This is a genomic window from Streptococcus sp. 2020WUSS084, assembly GCF_044427445.1.
GTDB classification, from domain to species: domain Bacteria; phylum Bacillota; class Bacilli; order Lactobacillales; family Streptococcaceae; genus Streptococcus; species Streptococcus suis.
Genome location: NZ_JAOTGC010000009.1, coordinates 21,759 through 41,605 on the forward strand (window position 1 = coordinate 21,759; position 19,847 = coordinate 41,605).

Genomic DNA, 19,847 nt, shown 5'->3' on the forward strand with positions numbered 1-19,847 from the left:
TGAAAAGAGGGAGCTGGAGAATATTTTTTAAATAAAAGTCCAACAAATATAAAACGCTTACATTTTTTTATCAAATCTATTGACAAGTGGTTGTCAATAGTCTACAATACAAAGTGTAGGTAAACCGGTAAAGTTAAAAGGAGAGAATTATGATTAAAGTGATTGTCGTTGCTCATGGACAGTTTGCTAGTGGGATTCTTACTTCATTAAAGTTAATTGCAGGAGAGGTGGAGAATATTGAGGCAATTGATTTTAGTGAAGGAATGTCGGCGCAAGAACTAAAAGCACGCATCAAAGCAGCTATATTAGACGAAAGAGAAGTTTTGATTTTAACTGATTTACTAGGAGGTACGCCTTTTAAAGTTAGTGTAGAATTAGCAGCAGAACAGAAAGAGCAGAATGTTATCGTTCTTTCAGGTTTAAATCTTGCGATGATTTTGGAAGCGAATTTTTCACGGTTAACAGATGATTTAGAACAATTGGTTGGTAAATTGATTACCACTTCTAAAGATGGAATCGTTGATTCTGTCAGTCTGTTAGCAGAGGATAACCATGATGAAGAGTTATTTGAAGATGGTATATGAGGGAGAGATGTATGATTAAGGACGTTTTGATTGAGTCGATTGCTAAAAAAAGAGAGTTTGAAAATTCCACTCTATTGAGTAAGAAAGAAGTTGAGGCTGCAATAGAATTGGCGATTCAACAACTTGTTATCAATTGTGAATATTTTGGTGAGTCGTTCCCAACTCCGGCCACATTTGATAACCATTATCCAAAGATGGATAATACAGAGTGGACAAATGGTTTTTGGACGGGTGCGCTTTGGTTAGGACATGAGTATTCTTTGAACAACAAAATGAAAGCGCTAGCAAAAAAGAATACGACATCTTTCTTGGAACGTGTCAAACAAAGAATTGAATTGGATCATCATGATTTGGGATTCCTGTATTCACCATCAACGGTAGCTGATTATAAATTGACAGGTAGTAAAGAGGCTTTAGAAGCTTCGCTCTTGGCTGCTGATAAATTAATGGAGCGCTATCAAGAAAAGGGAGGTTTTATTCAGGCCTGGGGGCAACTTGGTAAAGCAGAAGATTATCGACTGATTATTGATTGTTTGCTGAATTTACAATTACTTTTCTTTGCTTATGAGGAGACAGGTGAGCAGAAATATTATGATGTAGCTCTTAGTCATTTCTACGCTTCTGTTAATACAGTTATTCGAGATGATGCTTCAACATTCCATACCTATTACTTTGACCCTGAAACAGGAAAACCGCTCAAAGGGGTTACTCGACAAGGATTTAGTGACGACTCTTCCTGGGCGCGTGGTCAATCTTGGGGTATTTACGGTATTCCGTTAGCTTACCGTAAAATTAAAGATCCCGCATGTTTAAATTTGTTTAAAGGAGTAACCAACTACTTTCTTAATCGTTTGCCAGAGGATAACGTTTCCTATTGGGACTTAATTTTTAATGATGGTAGTGGGCACGCTCGTGATTCTTCTGCGACAGCAATAGCGGTTTGTGGTATTCACGAGATGCTTAAATATTTGCCAGAAGTTGATGAGGACAAGGAAACTTATAAATACGCTATGCACACGATGCTACGGTCCTTGATTGATAACTATGCTAACCGTGAGTTAGCTCCAGGTCGCCCATTGCTTCTACATGGGGTCTACTCTTGGCATTCAGGAAAAGGTGTCAATGAAGGAAATACTTGGGGCGATTATTATTACTTAGAAGCTTTGCTTCGTTTTTATAAAGATTGGGAATTATATTGGTAGGAGGTTAAAATGGCAACACCAAATATTGTAATGGCTCGTATTGATGAGCGACTAATTCATGGACAGGGACAACTATGGGTTAAATCCTTAGGTTGTAATACTGTCATCGTGGCAAATGATAAGGTTAGTGAGGATAAGATTCAGCAGACATTAATGAAAACGGTTATTCCAGATTCAGTAGCTATGCGTTTCTTCCCTTTGCAGAAAGTGATTGATGTGATTCATAAGGCTAATCCTGCTCAAACTATTTTCTTAGTTATTAAAGATTTGCAAGATGCACTAACTTTGGTTAAAGGTGGAGTGCCAATCACAGAATTAAATATTGGAAATATTCATAATGCGCCTGGAAAAACGCAAGTAACACGGTCTATCTTTTTTGGTTCAGAAGATAAGGCTATAGTGAGAGAGTTGAACGATGTTTATAAGATTCGCTTCAACACAAAGACAACGCCTTCTGGTAATGATGGGGCAGTTGAAGTTAATATATTGGATTATATTTAAAAAATAAGGAGAATTATCATGACGATCAGTCTAATTCAAGCAGCTCTTATTGGTCTGTGGACAGCTTTCTGTTTTAGCGGTCTATTATTGGGGCTTTACACAAACCGATGTATCGTGCTTTCTTTTGGGGTCGGAATCATTTTAGGAGATCTACCAACGGCTTTAGCTATGGGTGCTATCAGTGAGCTGGCATACATGGGATTTGGTGTTGGTGCTGGGGGGACCGTTCCTCCAAATCCAATCGGACCTGGTATTTTTGGTACTTTGATGGCTATTACAAGTGCTGGAAAAGTAACACCAGAAGCAGCTTTAGCACTTTCAACACCTATTGCGGTAGGTATTCAATTCTTACAAACTTCAGCATATACTCTACATGCGGGTGCTCCAGAATCAGCTATCAAACATCTTCGTGCAGGAAACCTTTCTAAATTTAAACGTGTTGCAAATGGTACAGTGATTACTTTCGCCTTTTTAGGATTTGCTCTCGGTTTCTTGGGTGCCTATTCAATGGATACTCTTTTGAAATTGGTTGAAATGATTCCACCAGTATTATTAACTGGATTGAGTGTGGCAGGTAAGATGCTTCCAGCTATCGGTTTTGCAATGATTTTGTCTGTAATGGCTAAGAAAGAATTGATCCCATTTGTGTTGCTTGGCTATGTTTGTGCAGCCTATCTACAACTGCCTGTAATTGGTATCGCAATTGTCGGTAGTATCTTTGCACTTAAGGAATTCTTTAATAAACCAGAACAAGTGGCAGTGAAACAGGAGGAAGCACACGATGACTGGATCTAAACTAACTAAAAAAGATTATCTCAACACATCTCTACGGGCCTTCTTCTTGCAGAATGGTTTCAATTACAGTAATTATCAAGGGATTGGCTATGCAAATGTCATGTATCCAGCTTTTAAGAAGCATTTTGGTGACGACAAAGAAGGATTAACTAAAGCTTTAGAAGAAAACTGTGAGTTTTACAATACTAATCCACATTTTCTTCCATTCATTACTAGTCTTCATTTGGTCATGTTAGAAAATGATCTCCCCGAAGAAGAGACTCGTGGGATTAAGATGGCTCTGATGGGGCCGTTGGCAGGAATTGGTGACTCACTTTCACAATTTGTATTAGCTCCCCTTTTGTCTACGATTGCTGCCTCTCTAGCAGGTCAAGGACTGGTTATGGGACCGATTCTTTTTTTCCTTGGAATGAACATTATCTTGACCTCTATCAAGTTGTTGACTGGTTTGTATGGCTATAAATTTGGTACCAGCGTGATTGATAAGTTGAGTGACCAAATGGCAACAATTTCTAAGGTAGCCAATATCATCGGTGTGACAGTTATCTCTGGTTTAGCAGTAACCTTTGTAAAAATTTCGGTGCCAATTACCTTTGCGGCGGGTGAATTAACAGAAGGAGCAGATCAGAAAATTGTAACCATCCAGGGAATGTTAGACAAGATTGCCCCTGCGTTGCTTCCAGCCTTGTTTACGATTTTGGTTTATTATCTCATCAAGAACAAGAAATGGACTACCTATAAATTGGTTATCTTGACAGTTATCATCGGTATTTTGGGTAGCTGGTTGGGCATCCTTGCATAAGCAATTATGGATCAACAAACACTCTACTATGCACTAATTATTTTAGTAGCTCTATCGACCATACTTCCTGTACTTACGTCTTATGTCAATCGTAAGCGACAACAAAAAGCACTTGAGGAGCAACTGGAAAAACGCCAACGCTACTTATCAACCTTACAGGCTGGAGATGAGGTTATCCTCTTCTCTGGACTGCATGGTAAAATTATCAAACTAACAGATAGCTTGGTAGAACTACAGATTGCAAAAGGCATTATTGTTTACGTTGAAAAAGAGTCGATTATGGGAAAAGCCAAAGAACTACTTTTTACGAAGTAGTTCTTCTTTCTTTAAGAGAGAAAAGCGATTGCGAAATAAAAAATGTTGTAGTAACATTGTTTTACACTATATAAAAAGGAAAGGAAATACCAATGGGGATTTTTACCAGTCAAACGAAGCGATATTATAGCATTCGTAAATATAAAATTGGAGTTTGTTCAGCTCTTATTGCGCTGTCTATATTGGGAACAAGGGTTGCAGCCAATCAGTTGCCAAGTACAGAAACAGCTAGTCCACAAACTAGTCAGTTAGTGGAAACAACTTCAGAAGCGACAGAAGTAGCTAATCATACGACAGAACCAGTAACGACAAGTGAGGTCAGCTCTGAAGCTAGTCCTGTTACGTCAACAGAAAGCCAGCCTTCAAGCACCGCTGCAGAAACTGTTGCCAGTCCGCAAGCTGTTCAGGCGACAAAAGAAGAGAAGAACCTAGTAGCCAATGGGGAGTTCATCAGTACAACGGCACCATCAGGAAACTGGAAAAAATCGGCTGCCACAGACTGGGAAACGTGGATTCCGAATGATATTAAAAAAGAAAATGGAGCTGTTTCTATTGATGATGGGAAACTTCATATTTCTTCAACAAATACTTACCGAGTGGCAGTGCACCAAACAGTGGATGTAGATCCTAGCAAGCGCTACCTCTTTAGCTATGATGTCGAAACCAAGGATCTGAAGGGAAGCGGTGTTCGTGTTCGCTTGCGCAGTTTGACTGCAGAAGGCAAGGATTTGAGCCCGCAAGAATTTACTTTCACAAATTTTGTGGCTGGTACACAACAAAGAAAGGTGGAGAAGGAGTTAACAGTTTCTCCCGAAACTCGTAAATTGAAGGTAGAGCTGTTTTTTGAGAATGGTATAGGTCAAGCCTGGCTGGATAACATCTCGCTGGTAGAATATGCTGAAAAAACACCAGAAACACCAGAGTCAAGCCCAGAACTTGTCCAACCTGAAACAGGGGAAATTACCCTTGCCAGCAATAAGGTTTACCTGCCTGTTCGCCCAGACCTGACCTATCGTATTGCAGATGCGACTGTGGCCACTGTGGAGAAAAATATGATTCGTCCGCTTGTGGCTGGAAAAACTCAGGTAGATATTTATGATAAAGACACTAAACTATCTAGTTTCGAGCTGACAGTTACGAAGCATCAAGCAACAGTCTTTGATACCTTAAGGAACAACTGGGAAGATATTTCTTTAGCCAATAAACGCTACCAATCTAATGATACTCAGATGAAAGCCTTTCTAGGGCGTTTAGATGCCGGCGTAGCTTCTTCTCTTAAAAAATGGGTTGAACCAACAGAGCAGGGCAAAACGATTTTCAACGATATTGACTTTAGTAAATCCAGCCACCTGACAACGGTCTATCGCCGCTTGGAGCAGATGGCTCAAGTAGTTGAGAATCCAGACTCAACCTATTACCGCGACCGATCACTTATCGATTTGGTCAGAAAAGGAATGAACTGGCTTTACACCAATGTTTATAATGAAAATAAGTCAATTGATGGGAATTGGTGGGATTATGAAATTGGGACTCCGCGTGCAGTTGTCAATACATTAATCTACATGTATCCCTACTTTAGTCAGGAGGAGATTCTAACCTATACCAAACCGATTTCAAAATTTGTGCCAGATCCAACCACTATTCGTAAAACCTTGTCCAATCCTGTTCCAGCAGTGGGTGGTAATCAGACGGATTTGAGCAAGGTGGCCATCTTGGAAGGAGCTCTTCGTGAAGATGCTGACCGTGTGAGGGCTGGTGCGCAAGGTTTGACAACGATTATGAAATTTGTAGATAAGGGAGAGGGCTTCTACAAGGACGGCTCCTTTATCGACCACACCAATGTTGCCTACACAGGAGCGTACGGAAATGTCCTCATTGAAGGTTTTTCACAGTTACTACCAGTTATTCAGCCAACGGAGTTTGCCCTCAAGGAAGAACAGACCAACATTCTTTATGAATGGATTGAAAAAGCCTTTATGCCAATATTGGTTCGCGGTGAATTGATGGATATGACCCGCGGTCGTTCCATCAGTCGGGCAACTGGTGAATCACATGTTCAGGCCATGGAGATTTTAAGGTCTTTGGTCCGTATTGCAGAATCGGCTCAGCCTGAGCAAAAAACCAAACTTCTCTCCTTTGTTAAGGCGCAGCTGACCTCTGATACCTTCTATGACAGCTACCGCAGCCTCAAATCCTATAAGGATATTGATTTGGTCAACAAGCTTTTAACTGATAATCAAATCCCTGCTGAAGTGGATAAAGATTATATTGCAGCCTTCAACAATATGGATAAGTTTGTTTATCGAAGTGCTCAAGAAGGCTTTACCTTTGCTTTGTCCATGTACTCTTCTAGAACTCAAAACTATGAAGATATGAACAATGAAAACCGCAAGGGTTGGTATACAGCAGATGGTATGTTTTACCTCTACAATGATGATTTGAGTCATTACAGTAACCACTACTGGGCAACAGTTGACCCGTATCGCTTACCGGGAACGACAATGACCAAGGACAAACGAGAAGACGGCAGTGGCGAGGTAACTCTTGCAAGTGACTTTGTTGGAGCAAGCCAGTTAGGCAACCGCTTGGCGACGATTGCAATGGATTTCAATAACTGGAACAATAGTCTGACTGCTCGTAAGGCTTGGATTGTTCTGGGAAATAAGATTGTTTTCCTAGGTACTGATATACAGCATCAATCTGCTCAAGGCGCCGTGACAACGATTGAAAATCGTAAACTCTTGACCGGAGAAAAATATAGCTATTACATAAATGGCCAGCCAGTTGATTTGTCCAAAGAAGTAGTGACAGATAAGACTCAATCCTTTTACATGACCAATGGCAAGGACAATCAGTCCATCGGCTATGTCTTCTTGAACCAATTGCCGACTCATGCCAAGTTAGATCAGCGAACCGGCAAATGGAGCGACATCAACCACAATCAGTCCAAAGAAGAAGTGAGCAATTCCTTTGTTAGCCTATGGCATGAACATGCACAGACTTCAAGTAACTATGCTTACGTCCTTGTTCCAAACCAATCTATGGAAAAAGTGAATCAGGCAGCTGCTAGTGTGAAATTGCTTCATCAAGACAGGGATTTGCAAGTGGTATACGACCAAGAACAGAATGTCTGGGGCGTTGTGAAATACACGGATACAGCCTACAAGCTGACAGATGATATTACCTTAACAGATTCCGGTTTGTATACCATTCAGAAAGTCGAAGGTGGCTATCGCATAGCCTTTTACAATCCGTCTACCCGAACTGTAAAGAATGGCATTGAGTTGACAAAGGCAGGTTCCAGTCTGACTGTTGAGATGGAGCCAACCGCGGCTTGTCCATCCACTGTCTGGAAGGTTACTATGCCAGAAGGTTCTGATAAACAAACTGGAAGTATCGAAAAAACAGAAAAAGAAGAAAAACAACTCAAGGAAAACCAACCAAGTCCAGAGGTGAAACAAGTGGTTCATCATGCTGCCGAAAAAACAAAGCCGAGTAAACCCCGTCTGCCCCAGACAGGAGAAGAAGCAAGTTTAGGTCTTGGTTTCTTAGGTTTGCTAACCTTGGGGGCAGTGGTGGATTTCAAGTGTCGCAGATCGCACTCCTAAATGAAATTCGTGGGTGAAGGGTGAGCGTGAAAGAACTCGACTAGTCAAAAAAGAGTTCGTCAACAAGTCTTTATTTCTAGTTGTTGAGCTGAAACAGTCTATCCCCAGACTGTTTCACTCCCACCCCCGCATAGTTGATTAGATCAGATTCGGAGTATGAAATACGAATTGCTGAAATTTGTTTTGGAACTCCTATCTCCAATCTTTCACAGTCCACTGAACTGTTAAAGCCGATCAATCACTACGCTGAGATGTTGATATGAACTTTGAGGAGTGGATCTGGGCTTTGCCCAGCCTCTCTTCTTTTGGAGAAGCGATAGAGAAAGGACTTGTTATGCAAACAATATTCGGAAAAATAGTAGCCAATCAGTCAGCAGAGTCGGTCAAAACCTATATTCTCAATCAACAAGATGCAGCTTATAAACAGCTTCTCCTTTCCTGTCAAAATTTATTAAATGATATTTTTATCTTTGAAGACAATTGGGATATGGAACCTTGTTCAGTCGGGTATCATCTTGCTCCTCTTGACTGGACAGCCGACTGCCATGGGGATGAGGAATGGACCTTTATGCTCAATCGGCAGGAATACTTGTGGAAATTAGTTTTGGCCTATCTGGTTGAAAAAGATTCGCGCTACATGGAGCAGGTTAAACGGTTTATCTTTAGTTGGATAGAACAAGTGACAGATTGGCATCCTAAAAGAACGAGCAGTCGCACCTTAGATACGGCTATCCGCTGTCTAAGCTGGCTCAATATTCTCCCATTTTTAATTGATTGGGGCGGACTAAGTGAAGCTGAGCGTAGCCAACTGTTAGTATCCATTCAAAAACAATTATCTTATCTTCACAGTCATTACCGTGCCAAAGATACGTTGAGCAATTGGGGAATTTTCCAGACTGGCGCAATGCTCTTGGCCCATGCTTATATCGGTGATCAGGTGGATTTAGTAGAGCTTCACCATTTTGCTCGTCAGGAAATCCAAGAGCAAATTCAAACTCAGATATTGGAAGATGGAACTCAGTTTGAGCAGTCTTTTCTCTACCATGTGGAAGTTTATAAACTCTTGCTAGGACTAGCTTTCAGCTTGCCAGATTATCGAAAACAGTGGACACCTATTTTGAAAAAAATGGCAGACTATGTCTTACAGATGACGGGGCCAGATGGCAAAAGTGTGGCTCTTGGCGATAGCGATGTTCATTGTACTTCTGACATCTTACAGATGACTGCGATTTTCTTTGAAGATGGCACCTACCTAGTAGATAATTCCAAGCTAGATTTAGGCGTTCTCTTCTTGGTCGGAGAAAATGGCTTGCGCATATTTGAACACTTGACCGCTCAACCCAGCTCGTCAGGGGGACAGCATTTTTCTGAATCAGGTCACAGTATTGTCAAAGAAGTGGACAGCTATTTATGTTTCAAGGCCGGTCCCGTGGGAAGTGCCCACAGCCACTCTGACCAAAATAGCTTGTGCTTTTACCATAAAGGACAACCAATCGTAATTGACAGCGGTCGTTTCAGCTACCGTGAATGCGAGGAGCGCTACTTGCTTAAAAGTGCTTGGGCTCACAGCACTTGTATCCTTGATGACAATGCTCCAGAGCAGATAAAAGGTTCATGGGAATATGACACGTATCCTCAGTTTATTAGTCACAGTTATAAGGGTTTTGGACGCTGTCACTGGATGCAGGGCATTTATCAGGCTCAGACCAGCCAAGGCTTGCCTTACTGGCATAAACGACAGCTCCTTATGGTTGGAGGCGATTTATTGCTGATAGTGGATAGCGTTGATTGCTCAGGCCAGCATGAGTTGACCAGTCAATTGATTTTAGATGAAAGGGTCAAGATTGGAGAAGAGCAGTTAAATGATCTTCGGCTATATAGTCAAAAGGATTTTGAAATCCAGAAAACCGTGCGTTCTCCCCGATACAACCAACTAGTAGAGACCAATAAACTGGTCAAAAAAGAGAGTTTTCGAGATCGATTAGTTACATTTACTTTGTTAGCAGATGAAGCGATTCGTGTCAAGCAATTGCCAGTTTACCAAACAGACTATCATTTGATAGAAAGTGGTTTGGCTTTTAGCTGTCAAGGAAAGGGAATGAATATTCTGTTAGTGGTTTCTGATAATGATATATATAAGGGAGAGAAATTACTTCAAGTGGCTGGTTATAAGTTGAGAGGTAAGTGCTTAGTAGTGGATAGGGATAAGAGACAAGTTGTCCGACTCAAAAATTAGAAGGGACAGAAAAACACAGTCATTTCTGTGCAAAATAACTGATAAAGTACGGATAGTATGATAGAATAAAGTAATAAAAGGAGGTATCGGTAAGGTGTCAGAGAAGTTTACCATCAAAGATATTGCAGAACTGGCTCAGACTTCAAAAACAACAGTTTCCTTTTACTTAAATGGTAAATATGAAAAGATGTCCAAAGAGACACGCGAAAGAATTGAGAGAGTCATTCGCGAAACAGACTATAAACCCAGCGTTGTTGCGCGGAGCCTAAATTCAAAAAATACTAAGTTGATTGGAGTATTGATTGGAGATATTACAAATACATTTTCCAATCAAATTGTCAAAGGTATAGAAGAAGAAGCGCATAAGAGTGGCTATCAAGTTATCATCGGAAACAGCAATTACAATCAAGAAAGCGAAGATAAGTATATTGAGAGCATGCTGATGTTGGGTGTAGATGGTTTTATTATTCAGCCGACATCGCATTTTAGAAAATATTCGCGCATTATTGAGGATAAGAAAAAGCATATGGTTTTCTTTGACAGTCAACTTTACGAACATCGTACCAGTTGGATTAAGACAAATAATTACGATGCTGTCTATGATGCAACTCAACTATGTGTAGAAAATGGCTATCAAAAATTTATTCTTATTACAGCTGACATTAGTCGCTTAAGTACACGGATTGAACGAGCTACAGGGTTTATGGATGCTTTGTTAGATTGTAAACAAAGTTATCAAGATTTAACAATTGCAGATGAAAATACGGACATAGAGGAAATTAAACGTTTTCTTCAAGGGGTGGTAAATCCTCAGGAAAAGACCCTAGTGTTCGTTCCGAATTGCTGGGCGTTACCTTTAGTTTTTAATGCTATGAAAGAACTTAAATATGACTTTCCTCAGGTTGGTCTTTTGGGGTTTGACAATACTGAATGGACAAATTTTTCATCCCCTACTATCTCTACCATTGTTCAACCCGCTTTTGAAGAAGGGTGTCAAGCAACAAGGATGCTGATCAATCAGATTGAGGGTGGAAACCAAGTGGAACGACAGCAGGTTTTAGATTGTACAGTTCATTGGAAAGAATCTACATTCTAAGTTAAGTCAAATTTTACTTCTTAGGAAGTGAGTCAGAACGAAGTAGAATATTCTGATTGAGAGCTCACTGAAATCCTCCTTGACTCGCCTAATATATACAAAAAAATAGGAATTTTCCCTTAACTGGTGGGAGAATTCCTATTTTTATGCCAATCTTATCAAGATTGCATATTAATATTATATATATGATTTTAAACTCAACAGATTTCTATAGTCTTTTAGTACTAGGCAACGAGCTGCAGACAGCTTGTACAGTCGAGTGACTGTGCAAGGTTGGAGATAGCACTTGCGGAGCAAGTCACCCCTGCAGAGTACGGCAAAGCGAGTTCAAACCCTCCGGTGGAGTGTTTGAAGTTGGAAATCCACGCTCGTCGAAGTAATTAAAGAGAAACAAAATGACTATAAAACGGAAAAATAGAAATGATATTTTTCCAGATCTACAAACCATATAAATAATCATCATCTGTCATAGCTTCCACTTCACCAAGAAGATAGCCGTTACCAACTTGGGAGAAGAAGTCGTGGTTAGATGTACCGGTTGAGATACCGTTCATGATGATTGGGTTGACATCATCTGCTGAATCTGGGAAGAGTGGATCCTGACCCAAGTTCATGAGGGCCTTGTTGGCATTGTAACGAAGGAAGGTCAAGACTTCCTCAGTCCATCCAACTGCATCATAGAGGGAGCGTGTGTAGCCTTCTTCATTTTCATAAAGTTGGTAGAGCAGGTCGTACATCCAGTCACGGAGTTTGTCCTGTTCTTCCTCGGACAATTCATTGAAACCAAGTTGGAACTTGTAGCCGATGTAGGTACCGTGCACAGACTCGTCACGGATGATTAGCTTGATGATTTCCGCAACGTTGGCCAGCTTGTTGTTACCAAGGTAGTAGAGTGGCGTGAAGAAACCAGAGTAGAAGAGGAAGGTTTCTAGGAAAACGCTGGCTACTTTCTTTTCAAGCGGTGTACCTGTTTCGTAGATTTCGTTGATAATCTTTGCCTTGCGTTGCAAGTATTCGTTGCTGTTGGTCCATTCAAAGATGTCTTCAATCTCAGACTTGGTGTTCAAGGTTGAGAAGATAGAAGAGTAAGACTTGGCATGGACTGACTCCATGAATTGGATGTTGTTGTAAACAGCTTCTTCATGAGGAGTACGAATGTCATTGCGGAGTGCTTGGACCCCTGTTTCAGATTGAAGGGTATCCAAGAGGGTCAATCCACCGAAGACCTTACCAACCAAGTCTTTTTCTTGGGCAGTCAGTTTACGCCAGTCATCCAAGTCGTTTGACAAGGGAATCCGCGTATCGAGCCAGAATTGCTCGGTCAACTTTTCCCAAGTTGACTTGTCAATAACATCCTCAATGGCGTTCCAGTTTATGGCTTTGTAGTAGGTTTCCATCATATTCTCTTTCTTTTTCTTATACTTCAAATATTATATCACAAATAGATAGTAGCCTGTAAAAAAATCCCCTAAAAGGGATTTTTAATCGAGCGCTCATTAGTTGCTTCACATCATGAACGACAGTGTCGTAAGGTAGTCAGTACCGTTCATTCATTAGATGCTTTGGTATTAGTGTATTGCGACACGTAGAAACTGAAGACGATATTTCTTCAGTTTCGGAGTTATACTCAATAAAAATCAAAAATAGCAAGTCTAAGCTACTTATAACATGTGAAATTTTAATTTATAAGTTTGAGTTGAGGATTGTGGATTTCAAGTAGCTGTTTTCTTCTAAAAAAATAACAAAATCGAAACGCTCCATATCCACTTTGAGTGGTAGGTGGCTATTTTTGATTTTAAATGAGTATTAGTAAGGTAGCTAGCTAATCCGCCGATAGCGGTTAGCGTAGATTAGGTAGTTGGCTTGCCAACAGCTAATCCCTTGCAAGTTACGACCTGAGAAAAGTCGTTCGAACTTAACGACTTTTCGAGGTAGTAAGCCACTTAGGTACTGACCAAATAGTCAGTACCGTTCATTCATTAGATGCTTTAGCATCAATGAATGTTAGTGTCTTGAAATCGAGTTCGGGCTCAGGACTTGGCAAAAAAGATAAATCCCTACGAGATGTAAGACATCTCTGTGGAATTTCCTATTTTTGCTGTGTCCTTTTGATGCCCTCACATCTTAGATCACACAACTTTCACATTGGTTTGCGCCGACTTCTTCTCCGTCATCGGTAAAGGTACGGATGTAGTAGATAGACTTGATACCTTTGTTGAAGGCGTAGTTACGAAGGATAGAGAGGTCACGTGTAGTTTGTTTGTTCTCTTTTTTCCATTCATAGAGTTCTTTTGGAAGCTCGCTGCGAAGGAAAAGAGTGAGTGACAAACCTTGGTCGACGTGTTCTGTTGCAGCAGCGTAGACATCAATGACCTTACGCATATCCATATCGTAGGCAGACTTGTAGAATGGAATAGTTTCTGTTGCCAAGCCAGCTGCTGGATAGTAGATTTTACCGATTTTCTTCTCTTGGCGTTCTTCAATCCGTTGTGTGATTGGGTGAATAGAAGCAGAGACATCATTGATATAGGAAATAGATCCATTTGGTGCAACAGCTAGTCGGTTTTGGTGGTAAAGACCATCTGCCATGACTTTCTCACGTAGGTCAGCCCAATCTTGTCCGCTTGGAATGAAAATCCCTTCAAAGAGTTCTTTGACACGGTCAGATTGTGGTTGGTAGTCACCAGTCACGTATTTATCGAAATAAGTGCCGTCTGCGTATTTTGATTTGTCAAAATTATGGAAGGTTGCCTTGCGTTCGCGGGCAATGTTATTTGATTCTACCAAAGTCCAGTAGTTGAGGAGCATGAAGTAGATGTTGGTAAATTCTACGGCAGTTTTTGAACCGTAATCAATCAAGTTCTGAGCCAAGTAAGAATGAAGTCCCATGGCACCAAGACCGATAGAATGCGCCTGACTGTTTCCTGCTTCAATAGATGGTACAGCTGAAATGTGTGAATGATCTGTGACATAGGTCAAAGCGCGTGTCATTGTACGAACAGAGCGACCAAAATCAGGTGACTTCATTAGGTTGACGATATTGGTTGAACCGAGGTTACATGAAACGTCAGTACCCATGGTCAAGTATTCTTGAGAATCGTTTAGAATGCTTGGTGTTTGAACTTGAAGGATTTCTGAACAGAGGTTTGACATGATAATCTTGCCGTCAACAGGGTTGCTACGGTTAGCTGTATCGATGTTGATAACGTATGGATAGCCAGACTCTTGTTGGAGTTTGGAAATTTCTGTTTCCAAGTCACGTGCCTTGATTTTTGTCTTACGAATGCGAGGGTTTGCCACCAATTCATCGTATTTTTCTGTGATGTCAAGGTAGCTATAAGGGACACCGTATTCCAATTCAACTGAGTATGGGCTGAAGAGGTACATATCTTCGTTTTTACGTGCCAATTCGTAGAATTTATCAGGAACGGTGATACCGAGTGATAAGGTCTTCACACGAACTTTCTCATCGGCATTTTCTTTCTTAGTCGAAAGGAAGGAAATAATATCTGGGTGGAAAACATCCAGATACACTACCCCAGCCCCTTGGCGTTGCCCAAGCTGGTTAGAATAGGAGAAGCTGTCTTCGAAGAGTTTCATAACAGGAACAACCCCAGAAGCCGCCCCCTCATAGCCCTTGATTGGAGCACCTGCCTCACGCAAGTTGCTGAGGGAAATACCAACACCACCACCGATACGGGACAATTGCAGAGCAGAGTTGATAGAACGTCCAATCGAGTTCATATCGTCAGTGACTTGAATCAAGAAACAAGATACTAACTCACCACGGCGGGCACGACCTGCATTGAGGAAAGAAGGTGTTGCTGGCTGGTAACGAAGATGAATCATTTCATTGGCAAGGTTTAATGCCAATTCTTCGTTGCCCTCAGCAAAATACAAGGCGTTGAAGAGAACGCGATCTTCCATGCTTTCCAAGTAATAAGCACCATCGTTTGTTTTGAGGGCATACTGGTTGTAGAACTTGTAGGCAGCCATGAAAGACTTGAAGCGGAAATTTTGGTCTTTCAAGAATTGATCAATTTTGATGATAAATTCTGGACTGTATTGGTCCAAAAACTCTTTTTCAAGGTAATTTTCTTCTAATAGATAAGCAATCTTGTCTAAAATACTATCAAATTGCTTGGTATTTGGGAGGACGTTTTCTTTAAAGAAGGCCTTAACCGCTTCTTGGTCCTTGTGGAGTGGGATTTGCCCATTAACAGGACGGTTGATTTCGTTATTTAAACGGAAGTAGGACACATCGCCTAGCTCTTTTAAACTCATAGTCGCAATCTCTTTCTATAAACAGTAGGGAATTAAACCAAGGCTTTTAGTTTTCCTGGTTGAAAACCTGAGAAAACATCATTTTCAGTTTCGATAACAGGTGCAGCTGAGAAACCGAGACCTTTTACGTGATCGATAAATTCAGGCTGTTCATCTAGATTGATTTCTTTATAATCTACACTATGTTGGTCCAAGAATTTCTTGGTCATTTTACACTGTACACAATCATTTTTTGAATAGATCGTTACCATTCAATTTCTCCTTTGTCCATGAGGGATTAATAAAAAATCCCAATTTTGTTACCAATCTAGGATACAAGATTTTAAGGTTAAAGTCAAGAAGGAAGTTTATTTAAAATCACAAAATATAGTGCATAATATTTTTATAAAACACCATATATTGTACCTCTGCTCATTGCCGCTAAGTCGAAAAATAGCGTTTACATAGCTGTTTCTATTTAGTTTGATAACCCTAACAATCTCTCGGTAAAATATAGATTAGCTTTTCTGCAAATGTCATAATATTTTGAGGGAAACACACGATGTCACAAAATATAACATTTATGGTTATACATATATTGAATATATATTACCTTTTGTACTATACTATTCAATAATGCCGAAAGAGGTTATAAAATATGGAAAAATCACATAGAAAAAGCTTGTTTCATAAAGGGAAAGAATATTCATATTATGCATTGGATTCGATTTTAACGGAAGAAAAAGTGGATATTCATTCACTTCCCTATACTATTCGTATTTTATTAGAAAGTCTTTTAAGAAAAGAAGATGGCGTAGACGTTACAAAAAATCACATAATGGAGTTGCTTCATTATCAGGCGGCATCTCCTAAAGGAGAAATCCCCTTTAAACCTAGTCGTGTTATTTTGCAAGATTTTACAGGTGTTCCTGTTGTGGTAGATTTAGCCTCCATGCGTGATGCGGTGGTGAAAGCAGGTGGAAACCCTGAATTGATTAACCCAGAAATTCCAGTGGATTTAGTCATCGACCACTCTGTTCAAGTTGATTTTTTTGGGACTGAAGATGCTCTGGAGAAAAATATTGACTTAGAGTTCGAAAGAAATAATGAACGCTATGAATTTCTGAAATGGGCAGAGAATTCCTTTGAAAATTATCGTGCAGTGCCTCCAGCGACAGGGATTATCCATCAGGTAAACATTGAATTTCTAAGCGATGTTATTATCAACAAGGATGGCTTGCTTTATCCAGATTCTATGTTTGGTACAGACAGTCATACGACCATGATTAATGGTATTGGTGTACTTGGTTGGGGTGTGGGTGGTATTGAGGCGGAAGCTGCAATGTTGGGTGAAGCATCTTATTTTCCTATCCCTGAGGTGATTGGTGTTCGCCTAGCAGGGCAATTGCCTAAGGTTGCTACTGCAACGGATTTGGCTCTTAAGGTCACTCAACTTCTACGTCAGGAAAATGTAGTTGGGAAGTTTGTCGAATTCTTTGGACCAGGTTTATCTTCTCTCACATTAGCGGATCGAGCAACTGTTTCCAATATGGCTCCAGAATACGGTGCGACTTGTGGCTATTTCCCGATTGATGGAGAAACTTTACATTATATGAGATTGACCAACCGTTCGGAGGAGCACGTGGAGTTGACAGAAGCCTATGCTAAGGCTAATTATTTATTCTATGATGCTGAACGTTTTCCGTCTTATAGCAAGGTTTTAGAATTGGATTTATCGACAGTAGTTCCATCTATTTCTGGTCCTAAAAGACCACAAGATTTGATAGAACTAACAGATGCAAAAGCAGAGTTTCAGGCTAGTTTAATACGTGAAGTAGGTGTGCGTGGATTTGGTTTGGAGGAAGCAGAGTTAGATAAAACAGCCATAGTTAAGTATGTCGAAGGAGAGGAGCAAATTCAAACAGGTCATGTTGCTATTGCGGCGATTACCTCATGTACAAATACATCCAATCCGTATGTCCTTTTGGCGGCAGGATTACTGGCAAAAAACGCGGTAGAAAAAGGTTTGGCAGTTTCTAAGACGGTCAAGACGTCATTGGCACCAGGCTCAAAAGTAGTGACTGGCTATTTGAAAAAATCAGGTTTGCAGACCTACCTAGATGCCTTAGGTTTCAATTTGGTTGGTTATGGTTGTACAACTTGTATCGGTAACTCAGGTGATCTGCGTCCTGAAGTAGCGGAGGCGATTAAGGAAGAAGATTTATTGGTCTCTGCGGTATTATCTGGAAATCGTAACTTTGAAGGACGGATTAATCCATTGGTAAAAGCTAATTTCTTAGCGAGCCCACCGCTTGTTGTTGCCTATGCTATTGCGGGAAATATGAATGTAGATTTAACAAGGGAACCGCTGGGGTATGATGAGAAGCAACAAGCTGTCTACCTTGCGGACATTATGCCAAGTCGTGAGGAGGTAGATGACTACATTGAGCGTTATGTGACTCGTGACCTTTATAAGGAAGAATACCAACAGGTATTTACAGATAGTCAGGCTTGGAATGCGATTGAAACAAAGACAGATAAGAATTACAATTGGAATTCCTCTTCTACCTATATTCAAAATCCGCCCTATTTTGACAATATGCAGGCAGATTTATCCATAAAACCACTGGAAAATTTATCTGTCTTGGCTAAATTTGGCGATTCTGTAACGACAGATCATATTTCCCCGGCAGGGAATATTGCACGATTGAGTCCAGCCGCTCGTTATCTCGAAGAGAATGGCATTGTTTATAAGGATTTTAATTCTTATGGAAGTCGTCGTGGAAATCACGAAGTCATGATGCGTGGGACTTTTGCAAATATTCGTATAAAGAATGAGCTGGCAGATGGAAAAATTGGTGGTTGGACAAGAGTTGGTGATGAGATTCTTCCTATCTATGATGCGGCTATGAGTTATAAGGAAGCTGGTATCGGTAGTATTGTTATTGCTGGTAAAGACTATGGGATGGGGTCAAGCCGTGATTGGGCAGCCAAAGGTTCAAGTTTGCTTGGTGTGAAGGCTGTTCTTGCTGAGTCATTTGAGCGGATTCACCGTTCAAACTTAGTGATGATGGGTGTTCTTCCTTTACAATTTTTAGAAGGTCAGTCGTCAGAAAGTCTTGGCTTGACTGGACATGAAAGCTATACAATCGACTTGCCAGAAGATGTCGGTGTTGGTCAAATTGTGACAGTCCATGCGCAAACAGGCGATGTTACAAAGGAGTTTCAAGCTCTGGTGCGGTTTGATGCGGAGGCGGATATTCGTTATTATCGCCACGGAGGTATTTTACCTATGGTAGTAAGAAAGAAACTAGGAGGAAAGGTATGACAGAAACGAATGGGTTAAAAGATGCGATTGCCTGTGATACGCGAATCAGTGCAATTGAAAATGACCGCTTGTCCTATGCAGGATATGACATTGCTGAATTGATGGAGAATAACGCTTCTTTTGAGGAAGTCATCTATCTTCTGTGGAACCTGCATTTGCCAACTCAGATTGAATTAAATTATTTTGAGAAAAGTCTGCGAAAAGAATATGCGATTTCAGATGCGGTAGAGCAATGTATTCTGATTCAATCACGGCGACATTTGCATCCTATGAGCGTGTTGCGTTCGACAGTATCTCTCCTTGGAGTATATAATGTACACGCTGAGGAGAATTCGTTAGAAGCTTTGTATGAACAATCTATTCAGATTATGGCCAAGGTTCCGACGATTATTGCAACATTTGCTCGTTTGAGACGCGGAGTGGTTCCAATCGAACCGCGGTCTGATCTGGGTTTTGCGGCGAATTTTCTTTATATGCTGAATGGTGAGGAGCCGAGTGATTTGCAAATCAAAGCGTTTAATAAAGCTTTGGTGCTTCATGCTGATCATGAGTTGAATGCGTCTACTTTTGCTGCGCGTGTCACGGCATCAACGTTAACGGATTTATATTCTTGTGTCACCACGGCAATTGGGACTCTGAAAGGCTCATTGCATGGTGGTGCAAATGAACGAGTGTTTGACATGTTGCTGGCTATTCGTGAGAGTGGTGATACCGAGAGATATTTGCAGAAGAAGCTGGATTCGAAGGAAAAAATTATGGGATTTGGCCATCGAGTCTATAAAACGGTTGATCCCCGTCAAGAGTATTTGAAGGAGATGGCGCGTGATTTGACATTCGGAACAGACGATGAAGCGTTTTATAGATTGTCAGAGGAAGTAGAGAGCTTTATTAAAAACAAAAAAGGTTTAATTCCAAACGTAGATTTTTATTCGGCGACAGTTTACCATGTGCTAGGTATTGATAGTGATATTTTTACATTGATTTTTGCAATGAGCCGTATGGCGGGGTGGATTGCACATGTCCAGGAACAACGGAAAAATAATAAATTGATTCGTCCGCGCTCTTCCTACTTAGGTGGTAGGAATTTGGTTTACATCCCGATTGGAAAGAGGTAAAT

Annotated in this window: 14 protein-coding genes; 11 read left to right on the forward strand and 3 right to left on the reverse strand. The window is 40.7% G+C overall.

Annotated elements, in window-relative coordinates; genetic code table 11:
• Positions 1 to 149 precede the first annotated feature (149 nt).
• The 9 genes from ODU50_RS06415 (at position 150) to ODU50_RS06455 (ending at position 11,139) form a co-directional block, all read left to right on the forward strand.
• Positions 150 to 584 (forward strand): PTS N-acetylgalactosamine transporter subunit IIA, encoded by a 435-nt coding sequence (locus tag ODU50_RS06415; protein WP_248030865.1) that lies wholly within the window; start codon positions 150 to 152, stop codon positions 582 to 584.
• A gap of 11 nt (positions 585 to 595) precedes the next feature.
• On the forward strand, positions 596 to 1,786 hold the full coding sequence (locus tag ODU50_RS06420) for a glycoside hydrolase family 88 protein (protein ID WP_024413068.1): 1,191 nt from the start codon (positions 596 to 598) through the stop codon (positions 1,784 to 1,786).
• Positions 1,787 to 1,795: 9 nt separating this feature from the next.
• The gene (locus tag ODU50_RS06425) at positions 1,796 to 2,287 is read left to right on the forward strand and encodes a PTS system mannose/fructose/N-acetylgalactosamine-transporter subunit IIB (protein ID WP_024412368.1); all 492 of its coding nucleotides are present in this window, start codon (positions 1,796 to 1,798) and stop codon (positions 2,285 to 2,287) included.
• A gap of 18 nt (positions 2,288 to 2,305) precedes the next feature.
• Positions 2,306 to 3,082: a PTS mannose/fructose/sorbose/N-acetylgalactosamine transporter subunit IIC gene (locus ODU50_RS06430; protein WP_002936077.1), complete on the forward strand. Its 777-nt coding sequence runs from the start codon at positions 2,306 to 2,308 to the stop codon at positions 3,080 to 3,082.
• Positions 3,069 to 3,884, forward strand: coding sequence for a PTS system mannose/fructose/sorbose family transporter subunit IID (locus tag ODU50_RS06435; RefSeq protein ID WP_002936073.1), 816 nt, complete (start codon positions 3,069 to 3,071; stop codon positions 3,882 to 3,884). The genes ODU50_RS06430 and ODU50_RS06435 overlap by 14 nt, the downstream gene beginning before the upstream one ends.
• 6 nt (positions 3,885 to 3,890) lie before the next feature.
• The gene (yajC, locus tag ODU50_RS06440; protein WP_024399466.1) at positions 3,891 to 4,199 is read left to right on the forward strand and encodes a preprotein translocase subunit YajC; all 309 of its coding nucleotides are present in this window, start codon (positions 3,891 to 3,893) and stop codon (positions 4,197 to 4,199) included.
• Positions 4,200 to 4,291: 92 nt separating this feature from the next.
• A complete protein-coding gene (gene hylA / locus ODU50_RS06445) occupies positions 4,292 to 7,807 on the forward strand; it encodes a hyaluronate lyase (protein WP_398581366.1) in 3,516 nt (1,171 codons plus the stop codon).
• Positions 7,808 to 8,066: 259 nt separating this feature from the next.
• Entirely contained in the window at positions 8,067 to 10,043 is a 1,977-nt protein-coding gene (locus ODU50_RS06450) for a heparinase II/III family protein (RefSeq protein ID WP_398581367.1), read from the forward strand.
• A gap of 94 nt (positions 10,044 to 10,137) precedes the next feature.
• Positions 10,138 to 11,139: a LacI family DNA-binding transcriptional regulator gene (locus ODU50_RS06455; protein WP_029188556.1), complete on the forward strand. Its 1,002-nt coding sequence runs from the start codon at positions 10,138 to 10,140 to the stop codon at positions 11,137 to 11,139.
• A 437-nt stretch (positions 11,140 to 11,576) separates the two neighbouring features.
• Here ODU50_RS06455 and nrdF read toward each other — a convergent pair whose 3' ends face one another.
• The 3 genes from nrdF to nrdH form a co-directional block, all read right to left on the reverse strand.
• Positions 11,577 to 12,536 carry a class 1b ribonucleoside-diphosphate reductase subunit beta gene (gene nrdF, locus ODU50_RS06460; protein WP_105106101.1) on the reverse strand — a complete coding sequence of 320 codons (960 nt, stop codon included), beginning with the start codon at positions 12,534 to 12,536 and terminating at the stop codon, positions 11,577 to 11,579.
• 727 nt (positions 12,537 to 13,263) lie between these two features.
• Positions 13,264 to 15,423, reverse strand: a complete 2,160-nt coding sequence (nrdE, locus tag ODU50_RS06465; protein ID WP_044673789.1) for a class 1b ribonucleoside-diphosphate reductase subunit alpha — start codon at positions 15,421 to 15,423, stop codon at positions 13,264 to 13,266.
• 32 nt (positions 15,424 to 15,455) lie between these two features.
• Entirely contained in the window at positions 15,456 to 15,674 is a 219-nt protein-coding gene (gene nrdH, locus ODU50_RS06470; protein WP_004299071.1) for a glutaredoxin-like protein NrdH, read from the reverse strand.
• Positions 15,675 to 16,060: 386 nt separating this feature from the next.
• On the opposite strand from nrdH, the gene acnA reads away from it, so the two are divergent.
• Entirely contained in the window at positions 16,061 to 18,730 is a 2,670-nt protein-coding gene (gene acnA, locus ODU50_RS06475; RefSeq protein ID WP_105153167.1) for an aconitate hydratase AcnA, read from the forward strand.
• Positions 18,727 to 19,845: a citrate synthase gene (locus ODU50_RS06480; RefSeq protein ID WP_105153166.1), complete on the forward strand. Its 1,119-nt coding sequence runs from the start codon at positions 18,727 to 18,729 to the stop codon at positions 19,843 to 19,845. Before acnA ends, ODU50_RS06480 begins: the two co-directional genes overlap by 4 nt.
• The last annotated feature ends 2 nt before the right edge of the window (positions 19,846 to 19,847 follow it).